The organism is Methanosarcina sp. WH1 (genome assembly GCF_000970005.1).
Classification (GTDB): Archaea; Halobacteriota; Methanosarcinia; order Methanosarcinales; family Methanosarcinaceae; genus Methanosarcina.
Window position 1 is genome coordinate 1,874,047 of the sequence record NZ_CP009504.1, and the last position, 16,528, is coordinate 1,890,574.

Genomic DNA, 16,528 nt, shown 5'->3' on the forward strand with positions numbered 1-16,528 from the left:
AAAAATCGAGTGAGATAGTTTAGAGCGTGTCTTGAAATTAAATTTGATTTTACAATGATGACAGTAATTATCATTTGAACTGAAAAACGGTGTCATTAAACTGTTAAATGTCTAAAGTATAAATTTTAACCATGATGTCTAATGTATTTGCTTTCATACATCGAGTGAGTGAGCCTGATGTAATAAATTTACAGTCTGAATTTAAAGCCAGCAATGACCACTATCCAAATGTAGAAATGGTTTGAATTTTAAGGCAACTTCTTAGAGAACAGGATGGAAGTGAGAGGAAAAATAGTTTTAGAGAGGGATTTGCCTCCCACTTCTCCGTTGTTCTGATATCTGCGGGGGCCGGTTGAGGAATGGCGAACCTCATTTCCGGCTTCCGTATTTGAAACCTCTCCCGGTGCCGGGGACCGAGGAATGGCAAAAAACCTCAATAGTCACCTCATCCGGGCGGGGTTCCGGGTTGGCAAAGCAGGATTGAGGAATGGCGAACCTCATTTACCCTGATCTGCTGTTTTTTGCTAAATGCTCTCATGAACCCCATTCAATATTGGCATTTAGGACTACATTACATAATATAACTGTTAGATATAAAACATAAGTGGAAATGATTTTTCTTTTTCTTTGATGTAATAAAGCGCTTTCAAAATTTTCAAGTGGGTTATCGTATAGATAAGCTAAAATTGTCCGTACAGGCAAATTCTTTATTTAATATTTTCTGTCGGAAAGCCATCCGTCCAGTAAAGGGACATTATTCCAAGGGAAATTTATTTATAATATCAGGTTTTAAATTATTGACTTAAATTTAAATTCAAATCAAATTTACTTAAGTTACCTTTTCGTTTTCTTTTTCTGTTCTATTTTTTCTGTTCTGTTTTCTTTTTTGTCCCTTTCTGTGGTTCTGTTCTCTTTTTCTTATTCCCGGTCTATTTTCTTTATCTTACCTTCGGCAGGTCGACATTTAATTTTTGATAATTTTTGTTGATGGCGATTTTGAAATGATGCCCCATAATTGTGTGTAGTTGTTAGGTTTACATATGACCAATTATTAATCTATCATACTAAACTTTAATGAAAAAATGATTCAGTGCTTATATAGGTCTTGAGAGTTGGGTCACACGTTAACCAGCTTTAAATTTAATAAATAGTTGTTTAAAGGTAACAATTCAGGTAGCCTTTGAAAGGCTACAATTTTTCCTCTTTTCGAGGAAAAATTGCATATAAATTGAATCCTATTTTGTTTCGTTATTATGCTTACACGTGAAGAGATCCTCGTTATCTATGAAGCTGGTCCTGAAGCTGTAATTTCTGTAATCCAGAGACTTGAAACTATCATAGAAGAACAAGCTATTCGAATTGCTGAACTAGAAGAACGTGTAAGGATTTTAGAATCTCGCTTAAATCAAAATAGCAGAAACAGCAGTAAACCTCCTTCTACTGACTTTTTAGTCAAAGAAAAACCTAATCCCAAGAGTCTCCGGAAAAAGAGTGGGAAGAAACCTGGAGGTCAAGAAGGTCATCCAGGCACAACTCTTGATATGGTTAATGATCCTGATTAGGTAATTGAACATTCTTTGACCTGCTGCAAAGAATGTGGACATACTCTTGAGGATGTTGAAGTTGAAGCTTATGAGAGAAGACAAATTTTTGATATTCCTCCTGTAAATCTAATTGTTACGGAACATCAAAGTCAGATTAAGACCTGTACTCACTGTGGAAAATCAAATAAAGCTTCTTTTCCAGAATCTGTGAAATATCCCGTCCAGTATGGTCCTAATATTTTAGCTTCAGCAATTTACTGTAAAAACTACCAGTTTATTCCCTATAAAAGGATTTTAGAGTTTTTTGATGACGTTATGGGGATAAAAATCTGTTCTGCTACGATAATCAGAGCAGAAAAAAGAATGCTTCCGGAATTTAGAGGAGTTTGAAAATGTGAGTCAGGAGAGGTTAATAACTTCTCCTGTAATCCATTGTGATGAAACTGGGATGAAAATTGAAGGAAAAAGGCATTGGCTTCATGTAGCTTCTAATGACAAATACACCTGTTATTTTGCTCACTCAAAAAGAGGATCAGAAGCAATTAATGCCATGGGAATTCTTCCAGAGTTTAAAGGAATAGCAGTTCATGACGGATGGAAACCCTATAACAGTTATGAATGTGATCATGCTCTTTGCAATGCTCATCTCCAGAGAGAACTTACTGGAATTGAGGAGAACTATAAACAGCAATGGGCTAAAGAGATGAATGAACTGTTAACAGAAATGAAAAAGTATACTGATGAGTGTAAAGAGCAGGTCAAAGATCTGGACTTTGAGCAAATTAAAGTGTTAGAAGAAAGGTTCGATGCTGTAGTCATGAAAGGGATTGAAGAAAATCCACCTTCTCTAAACCCTGAAAAACAAGGAAAACGTGGTAAAAATCCAAAAACAAAAGCAAGGAACCTACTTGACAGGTTTATAGAAAACAAAAAACAGATCCTGAGATTCCTCAATGACTTGAGAGTTCCGTTTGAGAATAACCAAGCAGAAAGAGACATAAGGATGATGAAATTACAGCAGAAAATATCAGGAACTTTCAGAACTATACAAGGAGCGGAAGCTTTCTGCAGAATTAGAGCTTATATCTCAACCATTAAAAAGAACGATTTACCTGTTATAGACGGTATTCTCGCGGCGCTCAAAGGAGCGCCGCTATTATTCTGAGAATTTCAGCATTTTGCTGAAAAAACATACTTTTTTATCAGTGGCTGAATAGTTACGTTTAAAGTTCTAAAACGGTATCGGAAAAAATATTCTAATTTATAATGTCGACCTGCCGAAAGTAAGTTTATAGTTATTCATTTTGTTATCTTTATCCCACATTCCGCAGTATTTTTTCAAAAATCAATATTTTCCCTGATAGCATTTTTGAAACAAATCAAATTAATTTGGACTTTTAATGGAACCTGGTGAAAATTGAATGATATCGTTTTTTTGTCTTTATGATACACCATATAACTGCTTTACCTCCTGCATAAAAGTCCAATAAATCCACGTTTTATTGAAAATCGATAGCAAGAAAAATTGTGAATATGCAAAAATTTACTGCGGAAAGTGGGTTTATATTTATTTATTCTGAATTTTTCTCTTTATTTCGGATTTATTCTCTGTTTTAATATTTCTTTCAATTGCGAATAAACAGTATCAGGCTTCAAATTTAGACTTCAAATTTAGACTTCAAATTTAGACTTCAACCGGTCATCTATGAAACAAAATGTATTTCGTAGCAAGATTAAGTATTAATAGTAAATGTGGTGAAATTAATAGTAAGTGTTTGAAATATGTGGTGAAGTGGGTCCAATTATGAAATAATTATTTTATGGGGTGCCGGTTGAGTGGAAGACGTTTCTTTGTTCTTGATCTTTTTTTCTGTGCTTGTAGGTTACCTGCTTGGCATATTTTCAGGGCTTTTGCCTGGCATACATACAAACAATTTTGCACTTGCACTTGTAGCTTTTGCCCCTTTTCTGGCTGAGAGGGGAGTTGCCCCTTTTTACATTGCCCTTATAATCCTCTCAAATGCTGTCTCGCATACTTTTCACGACATTATTCCGTCTGTGTTTTTGGGGGCACCTGACGGAGACACGGCACTTGCAGTTCTTCCGGGGCACAGGCTTTTACTTGAAGGCACAGGAGCAGAAGCGGTACGTCTCTCTGCACTCGGAAGTGCAGGCTCGGTGGTTGCATCCATGCTTTTTGTATTACCTTTTTCCCTTTTCTTCGGGGCTGTTTACCCTTACCTGCAAGAGTATATGGCATGGGTCTTGTTAACGATTGTAGTTATCATGCTTGCGAGTGAGAAAGGTGAGGAGGCAAAGGGGCAGGGCTCACTTGCAAAATACAGGTCCAGAGCTTTTGCTCTCTTCCTGTTTTTGATCACAGGAGCTCTGGGGCTCTTTGCTTTTTCAAGAGAAAATTATCTGGTCCCTGTTATAAGCCTCGGGCAGGCATCCGTGCTCCTCCCTCTCCTCAGCGGTCTTTTCGGGGCATCCCAGCTCATTATAAGCCTCCTCACAAGCTCCGAGATTCCCGAAGAATCCGTTTCTAAATTTGAACTTTCCCGAAAAAGAATCCTGAGAGGAGTCTTTACTGGCAGCACCGCAGGTTCCCTTGTAGCCTGGCTGCCCGGGGTTTCTTCTGCTATTGCTGCCCTTCTGGCAGGGCTCTTTGTAAAGTCTGACTTCGACAGAATGTCCATAAAAAAAGAAAGCTCTGAACCTGTGCCCGGAGGGCAAAAATCCTCTCTTTTTTCAGACCCCTATGCAGACCCCCAGACTCTTGAAAGCTCAAAGGAATTCATTGTCTCGGTTTCCGGGGTAAATACTTCAAATGCTATTTTCGGGCTGGTAGCCCTCCTGGTTATAGGAAAGACCCGGAGCGGGGCAATGGCTGCCGTGAATGAAATCCTGGGTATCGGGTCACTTGGTTTTCAGGTAATCCTGCTCTTTTTTGCCGCGATCCTGCTGACCGCCCTGTTTTCGTACTTTTCCACGATCTGGATAGGGAATAATGCCCACTACATACTCCAAAAATTTGACTACACAAAACTCTGTACCGGGGTTCTTGCAGGGCTTGCAATAACGGTCTTTCTTTTTACAGGGGTTTTTGGGCTCTTCCTCTTTGTAATTTCTACCCCCATTGGCATGCTTCCGTCTTTTATGAAAGTCAGGAAATCCCATGCAATGGGAGTTATTTTACTGCCTGTAATTCTTTATTTCTTTTAAAGGGGAGGGAATAGTTGACGAAACGGAGCTTTAACTCTCCGTAACCATCTGCATCTTCCTCTGTTTATCAATGCGCAGGAGCTTTTCCTACAATTGCCCTTAGCCCTTCTACCAGATCCTTCAGCATTTTTACGGGAATGCCAACCGTCAGTTCTGACTCCTGAATACCCGTATATGTCCTGCTGCCCGTACAGCCGACTGTTATTCCCATTTTGCCTGTAAGATAGGGCTTGGCAACAGCATCGGAACAGATGCTCTGCTTGCCTGCAAATTCGGTTTCAATTCGCCCTCCCTCATTGTAGAGGGCTGCCTGGGTCAGGAGCATCATCTGTTTAGGGGAACAGATTATCACAATAACATCGGGCACGAAGGTTACACTTTCAAGAGGTGCATAAAGGGTTGCCTGAGTGGATTCAGCCTCAAGCATGGGGACTCTTTCAAGAGTCTTTTTCGAAGCTTCCAGGGTCTTAAAATGCTTCAGTTTGTCGTAATAGAACTCCCCGCTTGCCAGTTTGGGAGGCATGTGCCCAAGCCCCATTGCTGCAGCTCCTCCTTTACAGGCCTGATCTTCAAGAACGGCATAAAACTCTTCTTTTGTTTTGCGTGTATGGTCCACCATCTCGCAGTGTTTCATTTTCCCTTTGATCCGTGGTATCCCTTCCGGAATTTCAGCGCCTTTCGGAACCAGGGCTACTGCTACTGGTGAAGTTTCCAGTTGAAGCAATTCGATTATTTCTTTACCGTACTCATTTATCTCGTTAATTTGCTCGGAATTTACTGTTTCCATCCAGATGACTCCTTATTTCAAAGATAGTGTAAGGTTTAAGGTTTATATAGAAATCAGAAGCAATGATTCTTTCAGTTTTTTTCTGTATACTTTTCTGAACGTATATAAAGCTGCATAACACTCATTATATAACATTCATGAGATCCTTTACTGATGAGCGAAAATATAAAACTTAAAATGTATTGGATTGAAATTATAGATGAAATAAAATAAAATGATCGAATGAAATAAAAGGATTGAATAAAAAACAAAACTACTTAATTTAAAAGAAGCTGTTTAGAAAGAAAACTGAAATTAAGGCCAAAGCCTGATTTTGGCTTAATTGGAAGCAATGAATCATGAAGCGGGGTTTACAAGACAATGAAAGCACAACTTGAACAGCGTTTGGTAGAACTCAGGGCTGAATATGAGTCAGGCCAGAAAATTCTCCAAGATATCGAGATAAAACTTGTGGAACTTGAAAACAGGAAGAAAAACCTGAAAGAAGTGCTCCTCAGGATCAGTGGAGCCATCGAGCTTCTTGAAGAGGTTCTGGGAGAAGAGAATAAAAGCAACATTCCGGACGTACCCGGTTCAGAAGCACTCAGTCCAGAAGTACCTGGTACAGAAATACCGGATACTGAATCTAAGAAAAAAGAAGTTGAAGTGCCCCTTGTTATAAGGTTACCTCTGGAACAGGCTATTAAAAAGCTAGAAGAAGCGGGGCTGCGTGCCGGTAATATTGTAGAAAAGAGTATTTTTGTAGTAGGTGTACATTTCGGAGATGTTATCCAGCAGAAACCAAAGGGTGGAATGTTCGTTGAAAGAGGGTCAGCCGTAAATCTGGTCGTGGCAAAAAAAGGGAATTTTAAGCCTGATCTGAGCCAGAACGCCCTTTTATGCCCATATTCAAGGCACTGAGAACAGGGGTCTGCCCTCAAGCTTGCAGGTTCCTGAACACAAATATAGAAAACTATTATGAACAGAATGAAAGAGCACTGATGAGAGGATCTGGTACTGATGAGAGGATCTGGTACTGATGAGAGGATCTGGTACTGATGAGAGGATCTGGTATTAATAAGAGGATTTGGTACGAATGAAAAGACTTGATTCTGAATATGATATATTTCTTCCGGAACTCCGGGAGCAGTGTAATGTTGCACTCAGGAGTTTCGAAAATTTAAATAGCGCAGGGAACAGGAACCTGTACGTTTGTCTTAATGAATTTTTCGCTGCATGCAGCCGGATTTCAACCATTCTCTGGAATAAAAATAACAAAAAACACAGAAAGCATCTCAGGTCCATCTTTTCCATAGCCAATGACTCTCCTATTTCCCCCAGATCTCTATCTGAACTGGAGACAGTGCTTGGAAGTATTGAAAACACTCTTGAATATAATGAAATGAAAAGTGCCCTGCAAGAACCAGCGGTTTTTTCATACGATCCCGGAACAAAAACCTTGACAACTGGTGGAAAAAAGTATGAAATCCTGCCTCTTTTTCTGGCTGTAAGGGACCTTTATGCTTCCCTCCCTTTCTTCAACGAACTTCAGGCCTGCACTGAGATGCTTGAAAAAGACTCTCTGAACGCCACAGCGCTCTTTCAAAAAGCCATGCTGATATATAACACAAAAAGGTTTGAAACTGCCCTGCAACTTCTAGAGCAGGTGCTTGAAATAGTCCCTGATGATTTCAGAGTCTGGTACAACAGGGGTGTACTTCTCTCGGAAATGGGCCGGCTTGAGGAAGCAATAGATGCTTATGATAGGGTAATTGAGCTTGAACCGGCTTTTGAAATTGTATGGGACAATAAAGGAGTTGTCCTTGCCAGGCTTGGCAGGCTTGAAGAAGCTCTCGAATGCTACGAAAAAGTGCTCAGGAGAAAACCTAAATATGCCGAAGCCTGGGCAGGAAAAGGTGCAATCCTTTCTGCACTTGACCGGAAAGAAGAAGCTCTTGAAGCATACAGTTCAGCCCTCAAAATAAGGCATGATTATATGGAAGCCCTTAAATGTATCAGCAGTCTGTTTTCCAGGATGGGAAGATTTGAGGAGGCTCTGGCAGCATACGACACGGCTCTTCAGTCTGCCCCGGAAGATCCCAGCCTCTGGGCAGGCAAGGGGCTTGTCCTTTCAGAACTGAACAAACAAGAAGAAGCTCTGCAAAGCTGTAACAGAGCTCTCGAACTGAAACCGGGTTTTGTTCCTGCTCTTGAAATCAAGACCGAAATCCTTTCTAGAATCAGCCGGCAAAAAAACCAGAACGCTCGATAACCTTTTTTCGGAATAAAACTGTGTCTTTTTTTTAGTCAGTATAATTCGAATTCGAAAAGGGTCCGAATAAATCTTTATCTGAAAACGGAGGATTCCGATATGGTAGAGGAAATAAATACCACAGAAAGTGCTAAGATAAAACAAAAGGAGCTGGAAGCGGCAGGAAAAACTGAAGAAACCGAGGATCCCAGACAGCTCCTTATCACAGCAGGTGAGGCTGATAATTATGAAGACAAACTTAAGCTCTATGATAAAGCCTTAAATCTGGACCCCATGTACCTTGATTCCTGGATCCAGAAAGGTTTTGTCCTGGATAGAATGGGAAGGTCCGAGGAAGCTCTTGAATGTTATAATAAGGCTCTAGAACTCAATCCTGATCACCTGGGAATAAAGTGCCTCAAGGGTTTTGCCTACAATAACTTAAAGGATTTTGAAAAAGCCATAGAGTGCTATGATGAAGTCCTTAAGGTCAACTCCGAGGATGTCTTCTCCTGGTACCAGAAAGGTTCGGTTCTGGAAAATCTTGGAAGATACGGAGAGGCTATGGAAGCTTACGACAGAGCTCTGGAAATAGACCCTACTGACACCCTTATCAGGGAGAAAAAGCTGAGGCTCTTGGGGCTTATTTATAAAAAGGGGACTCTAACGGATTCTCCGGACAGCAACTTTAATTGAGCCTGAAAAATACAAAAAATTTACAGGAAAAAATCAGGAAATAATTAGAAAAAATTGAAGGGGCTGTGTTTCAGCCTTTATTTTTTACTAGCCTCGTTTTCTTTTTTGATTTCTTCAACGGTTTCTATGAGTTTTTCTTTGATTTTCACTATGGAATTAACAGCTTCACCGCCGATTTCAATAGGTGCCCTTTTTTCCAGGTCAGCCTGCATTAACTGCTGGTCAAAAGGAATTTCTCCAAGCACCGAAATGCCAAGCTCTTCAAGCCTGGCGTTGACTTTTCCAGCGCCTCCTTTGTTAATTACGGCAGCAATATGTTTTATCCCAATCTCGGAAGAGAGTTTTTTAATCCTTTCGGCTGTTTCAAGGGACCGGGCTCCCGGCTCCACCACCACAATCATAAGGTCCATTCCGCGTGTGGTACCTCTTCCCAGATGCTCGATTCCGGCTTCCATGTCCAGGATAACTGCACTCTTTTCCTTAAGCATCAGGTGCCTTAGAAGAGCCCTGAGGAAGGCTGATGCCGGACACATGCACCCACTTCCTCCCTTATCCACAGTACCCATTACAAGCATCCTGACTCCGTCAGGCCCTATTACTCCGTATTTGCCTGCAATGTCGTCCACTTTTGGGTTATAGATAAAAGCCCCGCCTTCGGTACCTGCCCTTTCCTGAATGAGGTCTTTGAAATCAACAAGGGGCGTTGGGGGGTTTTCGATCCCTAGGGAAGATGCCAGGTTCATATCCGGGTCTGCATCTATTGCCAGGACTTCGTATCCGTCTCTTGCAAGCAATCTTGCCAGAGTGCCTGAGAGGGTAGTTTTTCCAACACCGCCTTTTCCGGTAATTGCTATTTTTATTTGAATTCCCCCTTAAATTTTGGTTATAAATCAAATGTAATAATTTTCTACTCGAATATAACTCTCAAACTGTTTATACTTACTCATTTGTGCCGGCTTTTTTCAAAACATTAGGAACACAGGTATTTATTATTTCCTGCTCTACGCTCCGGAATGCGTTCTGAAGGTAAGTATGAACCCTGAAGACGAACCAGAAATTCCGGAGGCGGTTCAGGGGAGTCCCTGATAGGGACACATACGTAGTGTTTCCGCGCCTTACGTTCACACTATCCTTTACCCATTCACTCCCGTCCCGGCAGCCGGCTGTTGACCTGAGGTGATAATCATGATTTTCGAGGTCAGCAAAGAAGGGGTCCAGATAGATATCAGATGCCGATGTTGCATTTTTATAGTTCCCTTCTGTGTTGTTGTAGAAACAGCTGTTTTCCAGTACAAGGGTGTGGGTTCCCGAAAGGTAGTTAGTTACCCCGTACCCTGTCTCGGCAGGATCTTTTACTCACTGCAGGGTGTTTGTAATGATGTTATTGCTGACAGTAGTTGTGTATCCCGTGCCTTTTGGTAAAAGTCTGTCGAAGTGTCTGCAGAATACATGAGGACAACGGCAACATGGTTGGTATACGCCGTCAAACACGTTGTTTTCAATAAGGATATCATGGAATCCGCTTGCTACGATACCGCCCGACCCAGTCAATATTCGGGTTCGTGTCCATATCCTGAGCCCGGTATTTGTCCTGCAGGTTATCGTATTGTTCCAGGCTTCTACATTCGTGCACTCGATTGCAAACATGCCGTCATGCCCTAGTTTATATACCGTGTTATTGTAAAACTGAACATTTTCTCCATATTTTATCCTCAGCCCGTCTCCATGCTCGTCGTGTATGTACATATCATATACTTTTACATCGTTGCAATGAATAAAGTAAATCACGTTATAGTAGTTTTTACCTCTGGCGACGTCGGTGTTTTTGTCATGTTTTCCGTCAACTTCGAAACCTCTTATCGTAATGTTGTTATTTCCCGAACTGCTCATCTACTGGTTGAGGGATTTTGCGGCAGCCCAGCCTGCGTTGTCGATCAGCTTTATTCATAGATATATAGCATAAAAAATAAAATTTTTTGAACGAAGCTAACTGTTACAACCTCTCAATTGCTTCTCATTTATTTATAAACCCGGAGTCCTTTTTCGAAGCAATTTGCATAAGGTATCTTTCTATGTGCTCCCCCTGCTTTTTAGAAAAGCCCGAATCCCTGGCAAGCCGGTCGATCACCTTCTGTACTCCTGTCCCGTACTGCATTGCTTTTTTCTTTTTCCAGAGAATTTCCGGAGGGATCAGACCTTCTGCCGCCTTTCTGAGAATATATTTTCGTGTATAAAAGCCGTCTTTTTTCAGTACCTTAAGCTCCGGGCTTATTGCAAGCCCGGTTTTTATTACTTCTTTATCCAGGAAGGGCACCCTGAGTTCCACAGAATTGGCCATTGTAACCATATCGTCCCTTTCAAGGTTAATTTTTGAGATGTTTTCAAGGTCCGAGTAAATCTCCCTGTCGAGTACCTCAGCCCCCTTTTCGAGAAACTCCTCATGCCTCCTGTATCCTCCAAAGAGTTCATCTGCCCCCTGTCCGGTCAGAAGGACTCGTTTTCCATCTTCTCTTGCAGTTTTTGCAACTATGTAGAGAGGAAGCCCTATTGCCACAGTCATCGGGTCAGTAGATTCGGTTGCATAAATTACCTGAGGGATTGCTGCCTCTATTTCTTCAGGGGAAAGGAAATGGACTTTCAGGTTTCTCTTCATTCCGATAGCCTCAGCTGCACTCTCTGCCTGAGCAACGTCGTGAGAATCCGGAAGCCCAACCGCATAAAGGGGGATCTCAGGATCAAGACATTTTGCAAGGGCTGCTAAAAAGGTACTGTCAATACCCCCTGAAAATGCAATTCCCGCAGCCGGGGTAAGCCTGAGTTCCACAGCCTTTTCAAGGGCTGTTTTCAGGTGAAATAAAGCCTTTTTTTCGGCGTAAATTCTCTTCTCAGGGGATTTTCTCTTCAGGTATCCTTCAGGGGTTTTTTCTGTGACTTTCTCGTTTTCGGTATTGAAACCCAGAATCCCTCCCTGAGGAAAGGACTTTGCTTTTCTGCCGATAAAAGCAAGGGCTTTTTTTTCGGAGGCAAAGGCTATTTCTGGCTTTTCTGCTCCTTTTCCGGAGCAGTAATAAAGGGGCTTCACTCCTGAAGGGTCCCTTGCAAGTACAAGTTCTCCTCCGCAGGCATATGCAAGGGCATAGTCCCCGTTTACTTTAGAAAGTGTGGAGCAGACAGCGTCTATTGGTGTACTTCCTTCCTTTACCCTGGTTTCTAGAAGTGAAAAAAGAAGTTCTGTATCGGAATCGGTTTTTATCCCTTTCTCAGCTGCAAGCTCGCGAAAATTGAATAACTCTCCATTGAGTACGAGAGCTCCTTTCCCTGTAAGCGGCTGGGGCATATCTCCTGTTATTTTTAGAAGGGTATTTCCTATGCTCAGGTTTCCTGCCGTATAGGTCCCGCAGGCATCAGGTCCCCTGTGTCCCAGAACTGCAAGCATCCTCTTTACTTCCATATTACTGTCAGGGGTTCCGAAAACTCCTGCTATTCCGCACATGATTACACCTTTTTTCCTGTCCTTTCTGTCCGGTATACACGAGCGCAGCCCTGTATTTATTATTTTGCAATCTTCTGGCAATGCATCTCCAAACGGTCTGAAGATGGGACATTGTCCGTGAAGTAGATCGATCCGGAAAAATGTGTTGCCAATGCAGGTTAAAAATCCCTGGTCAAAAAATGTTGTGGTCCCTGATTAACTGGTTGATCAATTCGGGGTCCGGGAAGAAAGCTTTCAGTATTTTCTCCCTGCGCAGCATGGGATCCAGGCCATCCAACCATGTTAGTAAAAAAGAATCTTCAAGCCAGTGCTGCAATTAAGAAAAATTGATACTATGAAAATACCTCGGGATAAGAAATACTTCACCTTACCCTGAAAACAGCCTTTTTTATTCTCATTCGTACCGGTTTTTCTATTTTTTAGTATTTGCACTTTTTATGTCACTTTTGCCTGTTATAAAGGAAGTTTTTTATCTATGTCTTCCAATATACGCAATGTTTTTAAGCATCTTATAATTATTATGGTGCAGACCGGAAATTGTTTACCTTAAAGTTCACCTTCTCTTTCACCTGATGCCGCATTCAGGCTACCGAAAAGCAGGTGGAATTCCGATTAATTTTAAATTCAAAATTGAGGCTTACAAAGATGCAGTACCAGGCAACAATAACTATTGAGCAGAAAGCAGGCATGCTTGACCCTGAAGGCACCACAGCTAAAAGAGCTCTCGGGCACCTTGGATATGCAGTTGAAAGCGTAAAGACCGCAAAACTATACGAAATCGTCCTCGAAGCCGAATCTGCCGAAGTTGCGGAGCAGAAAGTTGATGAGATGTGCCAGAAGCTTATTGCAAACCCAATCATCCACAACTATACTATAAAGCTCAAGGAACTTAACTGAGGTTTCCCCGGGAACAAATGGATTGAAAATCCAGAAAACAAAATGTTTTAAAAATACTAAAGGAAGATTGAGGGAAAAAGATGAAGATTGCCATTATTCAGTTCGGGGGCACAAACTGCGACATGGATGTCCAATATGTCCTTAAAGACGTGGTTGGTGTGGATGCCGAAACTGTCTGGTACAAAGAAGAAAACCTGGCCGGATTTGACGGAGTCGTTGTTCCGGGCGGCTTTTCCTATGGAGATTACCTCAGGGCAGGGGCTATTGCAGCCCGAACTCCGATTATGGATTCCGTAAAAAAAATAGCATCCGAAGGAAAACCTGTGCTTGGGATCTGCAACGGTTTCCAGGTGCTGACCGAAGCCCGGCTGCTCAAAGGAGCTCTTACTACAAACGAATATCCGAAATTCAGGTGCCACTGGACCAATCTCAGGGTCGAGACAACTGATACTCCCTTTACCTCGAGGTTCAGGAACGGCGAGGTGATAAGGATGCCCATTGCCCATATGGAAGGCAAGTTCTTTGCTGAAGAGCCGGCCCTTGAAGAGCTTGACAAAAACGAGCAGGTCGTTTTCCGTTACGTAGATGAGAAAGGAAGAGTAACAGATGAAGCCAACCCAAACGGTTCTCTGGAAAACATTGCAGGAATAGTAAACGCTTCAAGAAACATTCTTGGTCTCATGCCCCATCCAGAAAGAGCTTCCGAATCAATCCTCGGTTCGGATGACGGAAGAAGGGTTTTTGAGTCCATGGCGGATTATATTACTGAAAACTTTTAATCCACTTTTTATTTCTTTAAATTGAGTTCAGTTTTCTGCTAACTCAAACTTTTTTTGTCCAGTTTTCTATTTTTCAGGTGCTCCCTGGTTAATTGGTTGGTATTATTCCGATATGATCTTTTGTTATATCTCCTGTTCCGTGTAACCAGGGACAACCAACCAGTTTCTTCAAGGTGAAAATAATGGGAAGCCAGAAAGTAATTCAGGATTCACAGCAAATAGAAGCCGTCCTTTCAACTGCAAAATACCTCTGTCTCGCCCTTTCCGATTCAGAAACCCCCTATATCGTCCCCATGTCCTTTGGCTATAAGAAAAACGCTATCTATCTCCACAGCTCCCGGGAGGGCAGGAAAATCGAGATTCTTAAAAAGAACCCCTGGGTCTGTTTCGAAGCCAACATCGAAACCGAAGTGATCACTGCTGACGACCCCTGCAATTATAACGTCCGCTACAGGAGTGTCATCGGGCACGGGCAGGCAAAGTTCCTGGAAGATTACAATGAAAAAGTCGAGGGGCTTACCGTGCTTTCGGAACATTACGGAAAAAAGGGGCTGTTTGAGTTTGAAGAGTGGAAGGTTAACAGGCTGTGTGTGATTAAGATCGAGATTGAGACGATGACCGGGAAAGAAAGCGGGTTTTAATCTGCTTTTCTCTTAATTGTTAAAGCCTTCAATGAAGAGTTTACTGTAAAGTACTGTAAACATGAAAATTTAACAATAAACCTTTTGTTGCCTTATCTGATAATTAGCATACCTCTTCGGGGCTAGATAGAGAAATCTCAGTTTTTTCTCCCTGCGTCGCGCTGGGCCTGAGCCCGCCTTCCACCCAGATCAAAAACAACCGAGAAAACGACCCCGCAACAACGAGAAACAATAAGCTGAAAAAATGTCCACGGGATGAGAGAATACTTTCCTTAAGTTCGGAAGCCACTTTTTAATTTATAAGTAAATATAAGCGCCTTCGCCAGCTTGTCTGGCAGCCCTGAAAAAAGAAAGAAAATTGAGACTGAAATACCTTAATTGAATAATAAATATACATCAGCCGGGATTCGAACCCGGGTTCGAGCGTTGGCAACGCCCGGTGATGACCGCTACACTACTGATGTACAAGGTTGGCAGGGTGCCCATCGCTTTTTTAACTATATAATTTCTTATTAATTAAGTTGACCCCGGGAGAGATTTTGTATGTCCTTTTGTATGTCCTGGTCCAGGAAAAAAATCCCGTTTTAGTTCCGACAGTATTGGTTTTCCATTTGCCTGTCAGGTATGTTCTTTTTGCTTTTACTGTATTTCTTTTCCTTATTCTTAATTCTTTGATTAGAATCTATTCCCTGTACAATTGTGGGGAATTGTGTTTTATATTATCAAGCCAGTATAGATGGCATCTTTCGTGAGCTGGCAACTAAGTATTATATATCTCTATAATATATCGATCTCTGTACTTGTCTTCTTACTTTTATATTGAATTTTATGAGTGATGGGTTTTGAGCGAGCTTGAAAAACTGATTAACCTTGCAAAAAATGCAGCCGATAAAATCCGGAAGCATAGATTTGTGCGCATAGTTTCACATAATGATGCTGATGGGCTGACTTCAGCCGGAATTATGGCTCAGGCCCTGCTAAGGGCAGGCATCGGTTTCCAGCTTTCAATAGCAGGAAAACTAGACGGGGCTGTGATTGAAGAAGTGAACAGTGGTATCTCTCAGGGAGACCTGGTCATTTTCTGTGATATGGGCAGTGGACAACCTGAGCTTATAGGCAAGGTGGCGGCTGACGTCGTGGTGATTGACCATCACCAGCCAGTAGGGCATTCCCCCGCAAAAGCCGTGGTAAACGCCCATATGGTAGGAATCGACGGGGCAACAGACATCTCGGCTTCCGGCACGTGCTATCTTGTAGCCAGAGAACTCGGGACCGGAAACATCGACCTTGCAGGGCTGGCAATTGCAGGGGCAGTTGGAGATAGGCAGCTTTTCCAAACTGCCAATGCCTTTATTCTGGAAGAAGCCCTGAAAGCAGGAGTTGTGTCAATCAGGAAAGGGCTGAAGGTAGGGGACGGAAACCTTGCGGATGTGCTCGCGTACAGCACAGAACCTTTTCTGGATGTAACCGGTTACCCGGAAAAAGCAGCGGAATTCTTAAACCAGCTAGGGCTATCCGGAAACATTGAAGACCTGTCTGCGGAAGAGATAACAAAACTTGCCAGCGCCATTGCCCTGAAACTTGTCAAACAGGCAAGTCCCGAAGCAATTGAAGCTGTCATCGGAGATACCTTCCTGCTTAATCTGGAACTGGTGCACAATGTCTATGATTTCATCTCCATTCTTAATACCTGCGGGAAGCAGAAGGTTTACGGGCTTGCCCTGGCTCTTTGCCTTAAAGACTCAACTATTGTTGATGAAGCCCTCACCCTTACAAAGGAACATGAAAAGAACCTTGCCGTGGATGTCCGGGAAAATGTGGGAAAAATTCGCAAAGGGGGAAATATCTGGTATATCAACACGGTTGATACCCTTTCCACAGGAAGCCTTGCCACAACTGTAGTCAGATACCTTCATCCCGAATTCCCTTTCATCTGTGTAAACGAATCCGAGGGAATCCTGAAGGTTTCTGCTAGGGGTACCCGTGAACTTGTATCAAAAGGTCTTGACCTTGCCTTTGCCCTCAGGGAAGCTGCAGGCGCAGTCGGCGGAAGCGGAGGCGGACACAGTGTCGCATCCGGAGCCTCAATTCCATTAGGAAGTGCGGAGGAGTTCCTGAATATCGTAGACCAGATAATAGGAGACCAGCTCAGGAAAAACACCAGTGGGAAGGCAAAGTAAAGGCAAAGAAAACAATAGCAAATAAAAGTAAATAAAAGAAAGGAAAATTTAAAAAC

General features: G+C 42.3%; 13 protein-coding genes, 1 tRNA gene and 2 pseudogenes. 9 read left to right on the forward strand and 7 right to left on the reverse strand.

What is annotated here, in order from left to right; all coding sequences use genetic code 11:
- Positions 1-369 precede the first annotated feature (369 nt).
- On the reverse strand, positions 370-501 hold the full coding sequence (locus MSWH1_RS20520; RefSeq protein ID WP_255350496.1) for a hypothetical protein: 132 nt from the start codon (positions 499-501) through the stop codon (positions 370-372).
- A 752-nt stretch (positions 502-1,253) separates the two neighbouring features.
- Here MSWH1_RS20520 and tnpC point away from each other — a divergent pair.
- Both tnpC and MSWH1_RS08260 read left to right on the forward strand, forming a co-directional pair.
- Positions 1,254-2,709 (forward strand): annotated as a pseudogene (tnpC, locus tag MSWH1_RS08255) (IS66 family transposase).
- Positions 2,710-3,380: 671 nt separating this feature from the next.
- Positions 3,381-4,769, forward strand: coding sequence for a tripartite tricarboxylate transporter permease (locus MSWH1_RS08260; protein WP_048127660.1), 1,389 nt, complete (start codon positions 3,381-3,383; stop codon positions 4,767-4,769).
- Between the two features lie 67 nt (positions 4,770-4,836).
- On the opposite strand, the gene MSWH1_RS08265 is transcribed toward MSWH1_RS08260, so the two are convergent.
- Entirely contained in the window at positions 4,837-5,556 is a 720-nt protein-coding gene (locus tag MSWH1_RS08265) for a DUF169 domain-containing protein (RefSeq protein ID WP_048127662.1), read from the reverse strand.
- 360 nt (positions 5,557-5,916) lie between these two features.
- Between MSWH1_RS08265 and MSWH1_RS08270 the strand changes: the two genes are divergently transcribed.
- From MSWH1_RS08270 to MSWH1_RS08280, 3 genes are all read left to right on the forward strand, one after another.
- Positions 5,917-6,456, forward strand: a complete 540-nt coding sequence (locus MSWH1_RS08270) for a PASTA domain-containing protein (protein ID WP_048127664.1) — start codon at positions 5,917-5,919, stop codon at positions 6,454-6,456.
- Positions 6,457-6,631: 175 nt separating this feature from the next.
- On the forward strand, positions 6,632-7,807 hold the full coding sequence (locus MSWH1_RS08275) for a tetratricopeptide repeat protein (RefSeq protein WP_082088071.1): 1,176 nt from the start codon (positions 6,632-6,634) through the stop codon (positions 7,805-7,807).
- A 99-nt stretch (positions 7,808-7,906) separates the two neighbouring features.
- Entirely contained in the window at positions 7,907-8,482 is a 576-nt protein-coding gene (locus tag MSWH1_RS08280) for a tetratricopeptide repeat protein (protein ID WP_048127666.1), read from the forward strand.
- 77 nt (positions 8,483-8,559) lie between these two features.
- Here the strand turns inward: MSWH1_RS08280 and MSWH1_RS08285 are convergent, their stop codons facing one another.
- The 4 genes and pseudogenes from MSWH1_RS08285 to MSWH1_RS08295 all read right to left on the reverse strand — a co-directional run bounded on the left by MSWH1_RS08285 (position 8,560) and on the right by MSWH1_RS08295 (position 12,056).
- Positions 8,560-9,348, reverse strand: a complete 789-nt coding sequence (locus tag MSWH1_RS08285; RefSeq protein WP_082088072.1) for an AAA family ATPase — start codon at positions 9,346-9,348, stop codon at positions 8,560-8,562.
- Between the two features lie 73 nt (positions 9,349-9,421).
- Positions 9,422-9,607 (reverse strand): hypothetical protein, encoded by a 186-nt coding sequence (locus MSWH1_RS20010; protein ID WP_082088073.1) that lies wholly within the window; start codon positions 9,605-9,607, stop codon positions 9,422-9,424.
- Between the two features lie 6 nt (positions 9,608-9,613).
- Positions 9,614-10,372 (reverse strand): annotated as a pseudogene (locus tag MSWH1_RS19010) (right-handed parallel beta-helix repeat-containing protein); the annotation flags it as partial.
- Between the two features lie 124 nt (positions 10,373-10,496).
- Positions 10,497-12,056: an asparagine synthetase B gene (locus tag MSWH1_RS08295; protein WP_231591943.1), complete on the reverse strand. Its 1,560-nt coding sequence runs from the start codon at positions 12,054-12,056 to the stop codon at positions 10,497-10,499.
- A 564-nt stretch (positions 12,057-12,620) separates the two neighbouring features.
- Here MSWH1_RS08295 and purS point away from each other — a divergent pair.
- From purS to MSWH1_RS08310, 3 genes are all read left to right on the forward strand, one after another.
- The gene (gene purS / locus MSWH1_RS08300) at positions 12,621-12,872 is read left to right on the forward strand and encodes a phosphoribosylformylglycinamidine synthase subunit PurS (RefSeq protein ID WP_048130327.1); all 252 of its coding nucleotides are present in this window, start codon (positions 12,621-12,623) and stop codon (positions 12,870-12,872) included.
- An 80-nt stretch (positions 12,873-12,952) separates the two neighbouring features.
- Complete coding sequence (gene purQ / locus MSWH1_RS08305; RefSeq protein ID WP_048127668.1) at positions 12,953-13,651, forward strand: phosphoribosylformylglycinamidine synthase I; 699 nt, start codon at positions 12,953-12,955, stop codon at positions 13,649-13,651.
- Positions 13,652-13,833: 182 nt separating this feature from the next.
- The gene (locus tag MSWH1_RS08310; RefSeq protein WP_048127670.1) at positions 13,834-14,292 is read left to right on the forward strand and encodes a pyridoxamine 5'-phosphate oxidase family protein; all 459 of its coding nucleotides are present in this window, start codon (positions 13,834-13,836) and stop codon (positions 14,290-14,292) included.
- Between the two features lie 392 nt (positions 14,293-14,684).
- On the opposite strand, the gene MSWH1_RS08315 is transcribed toward MSWH1_RS08310, so the two are convergent.
- A tRNA-Gly gene (locus MSWH1_RS08315) sits at positions 14,685-14,756 on the reverse strand.
- Between the two features lie 378 nt (positions 14,757-15,134).
- Between MSWH1_RS08315 and MSWH1_RS08320 the strand changes: the two genes are divergently transcribed.
- Positions 15,135-16,472 (forward strand): DHHA1 domain-containing protein, encoded by a 1,338-nt coding sequence (locus tag MSWH1_RS08320; protein ID WP_048127672.1) that lies wholly within the window; start codon positions 15,135-15,137, stop codon positions 16,470-16,472.
- Positions 16,473-16,528 lie beyond the last annotated feature (56 nt).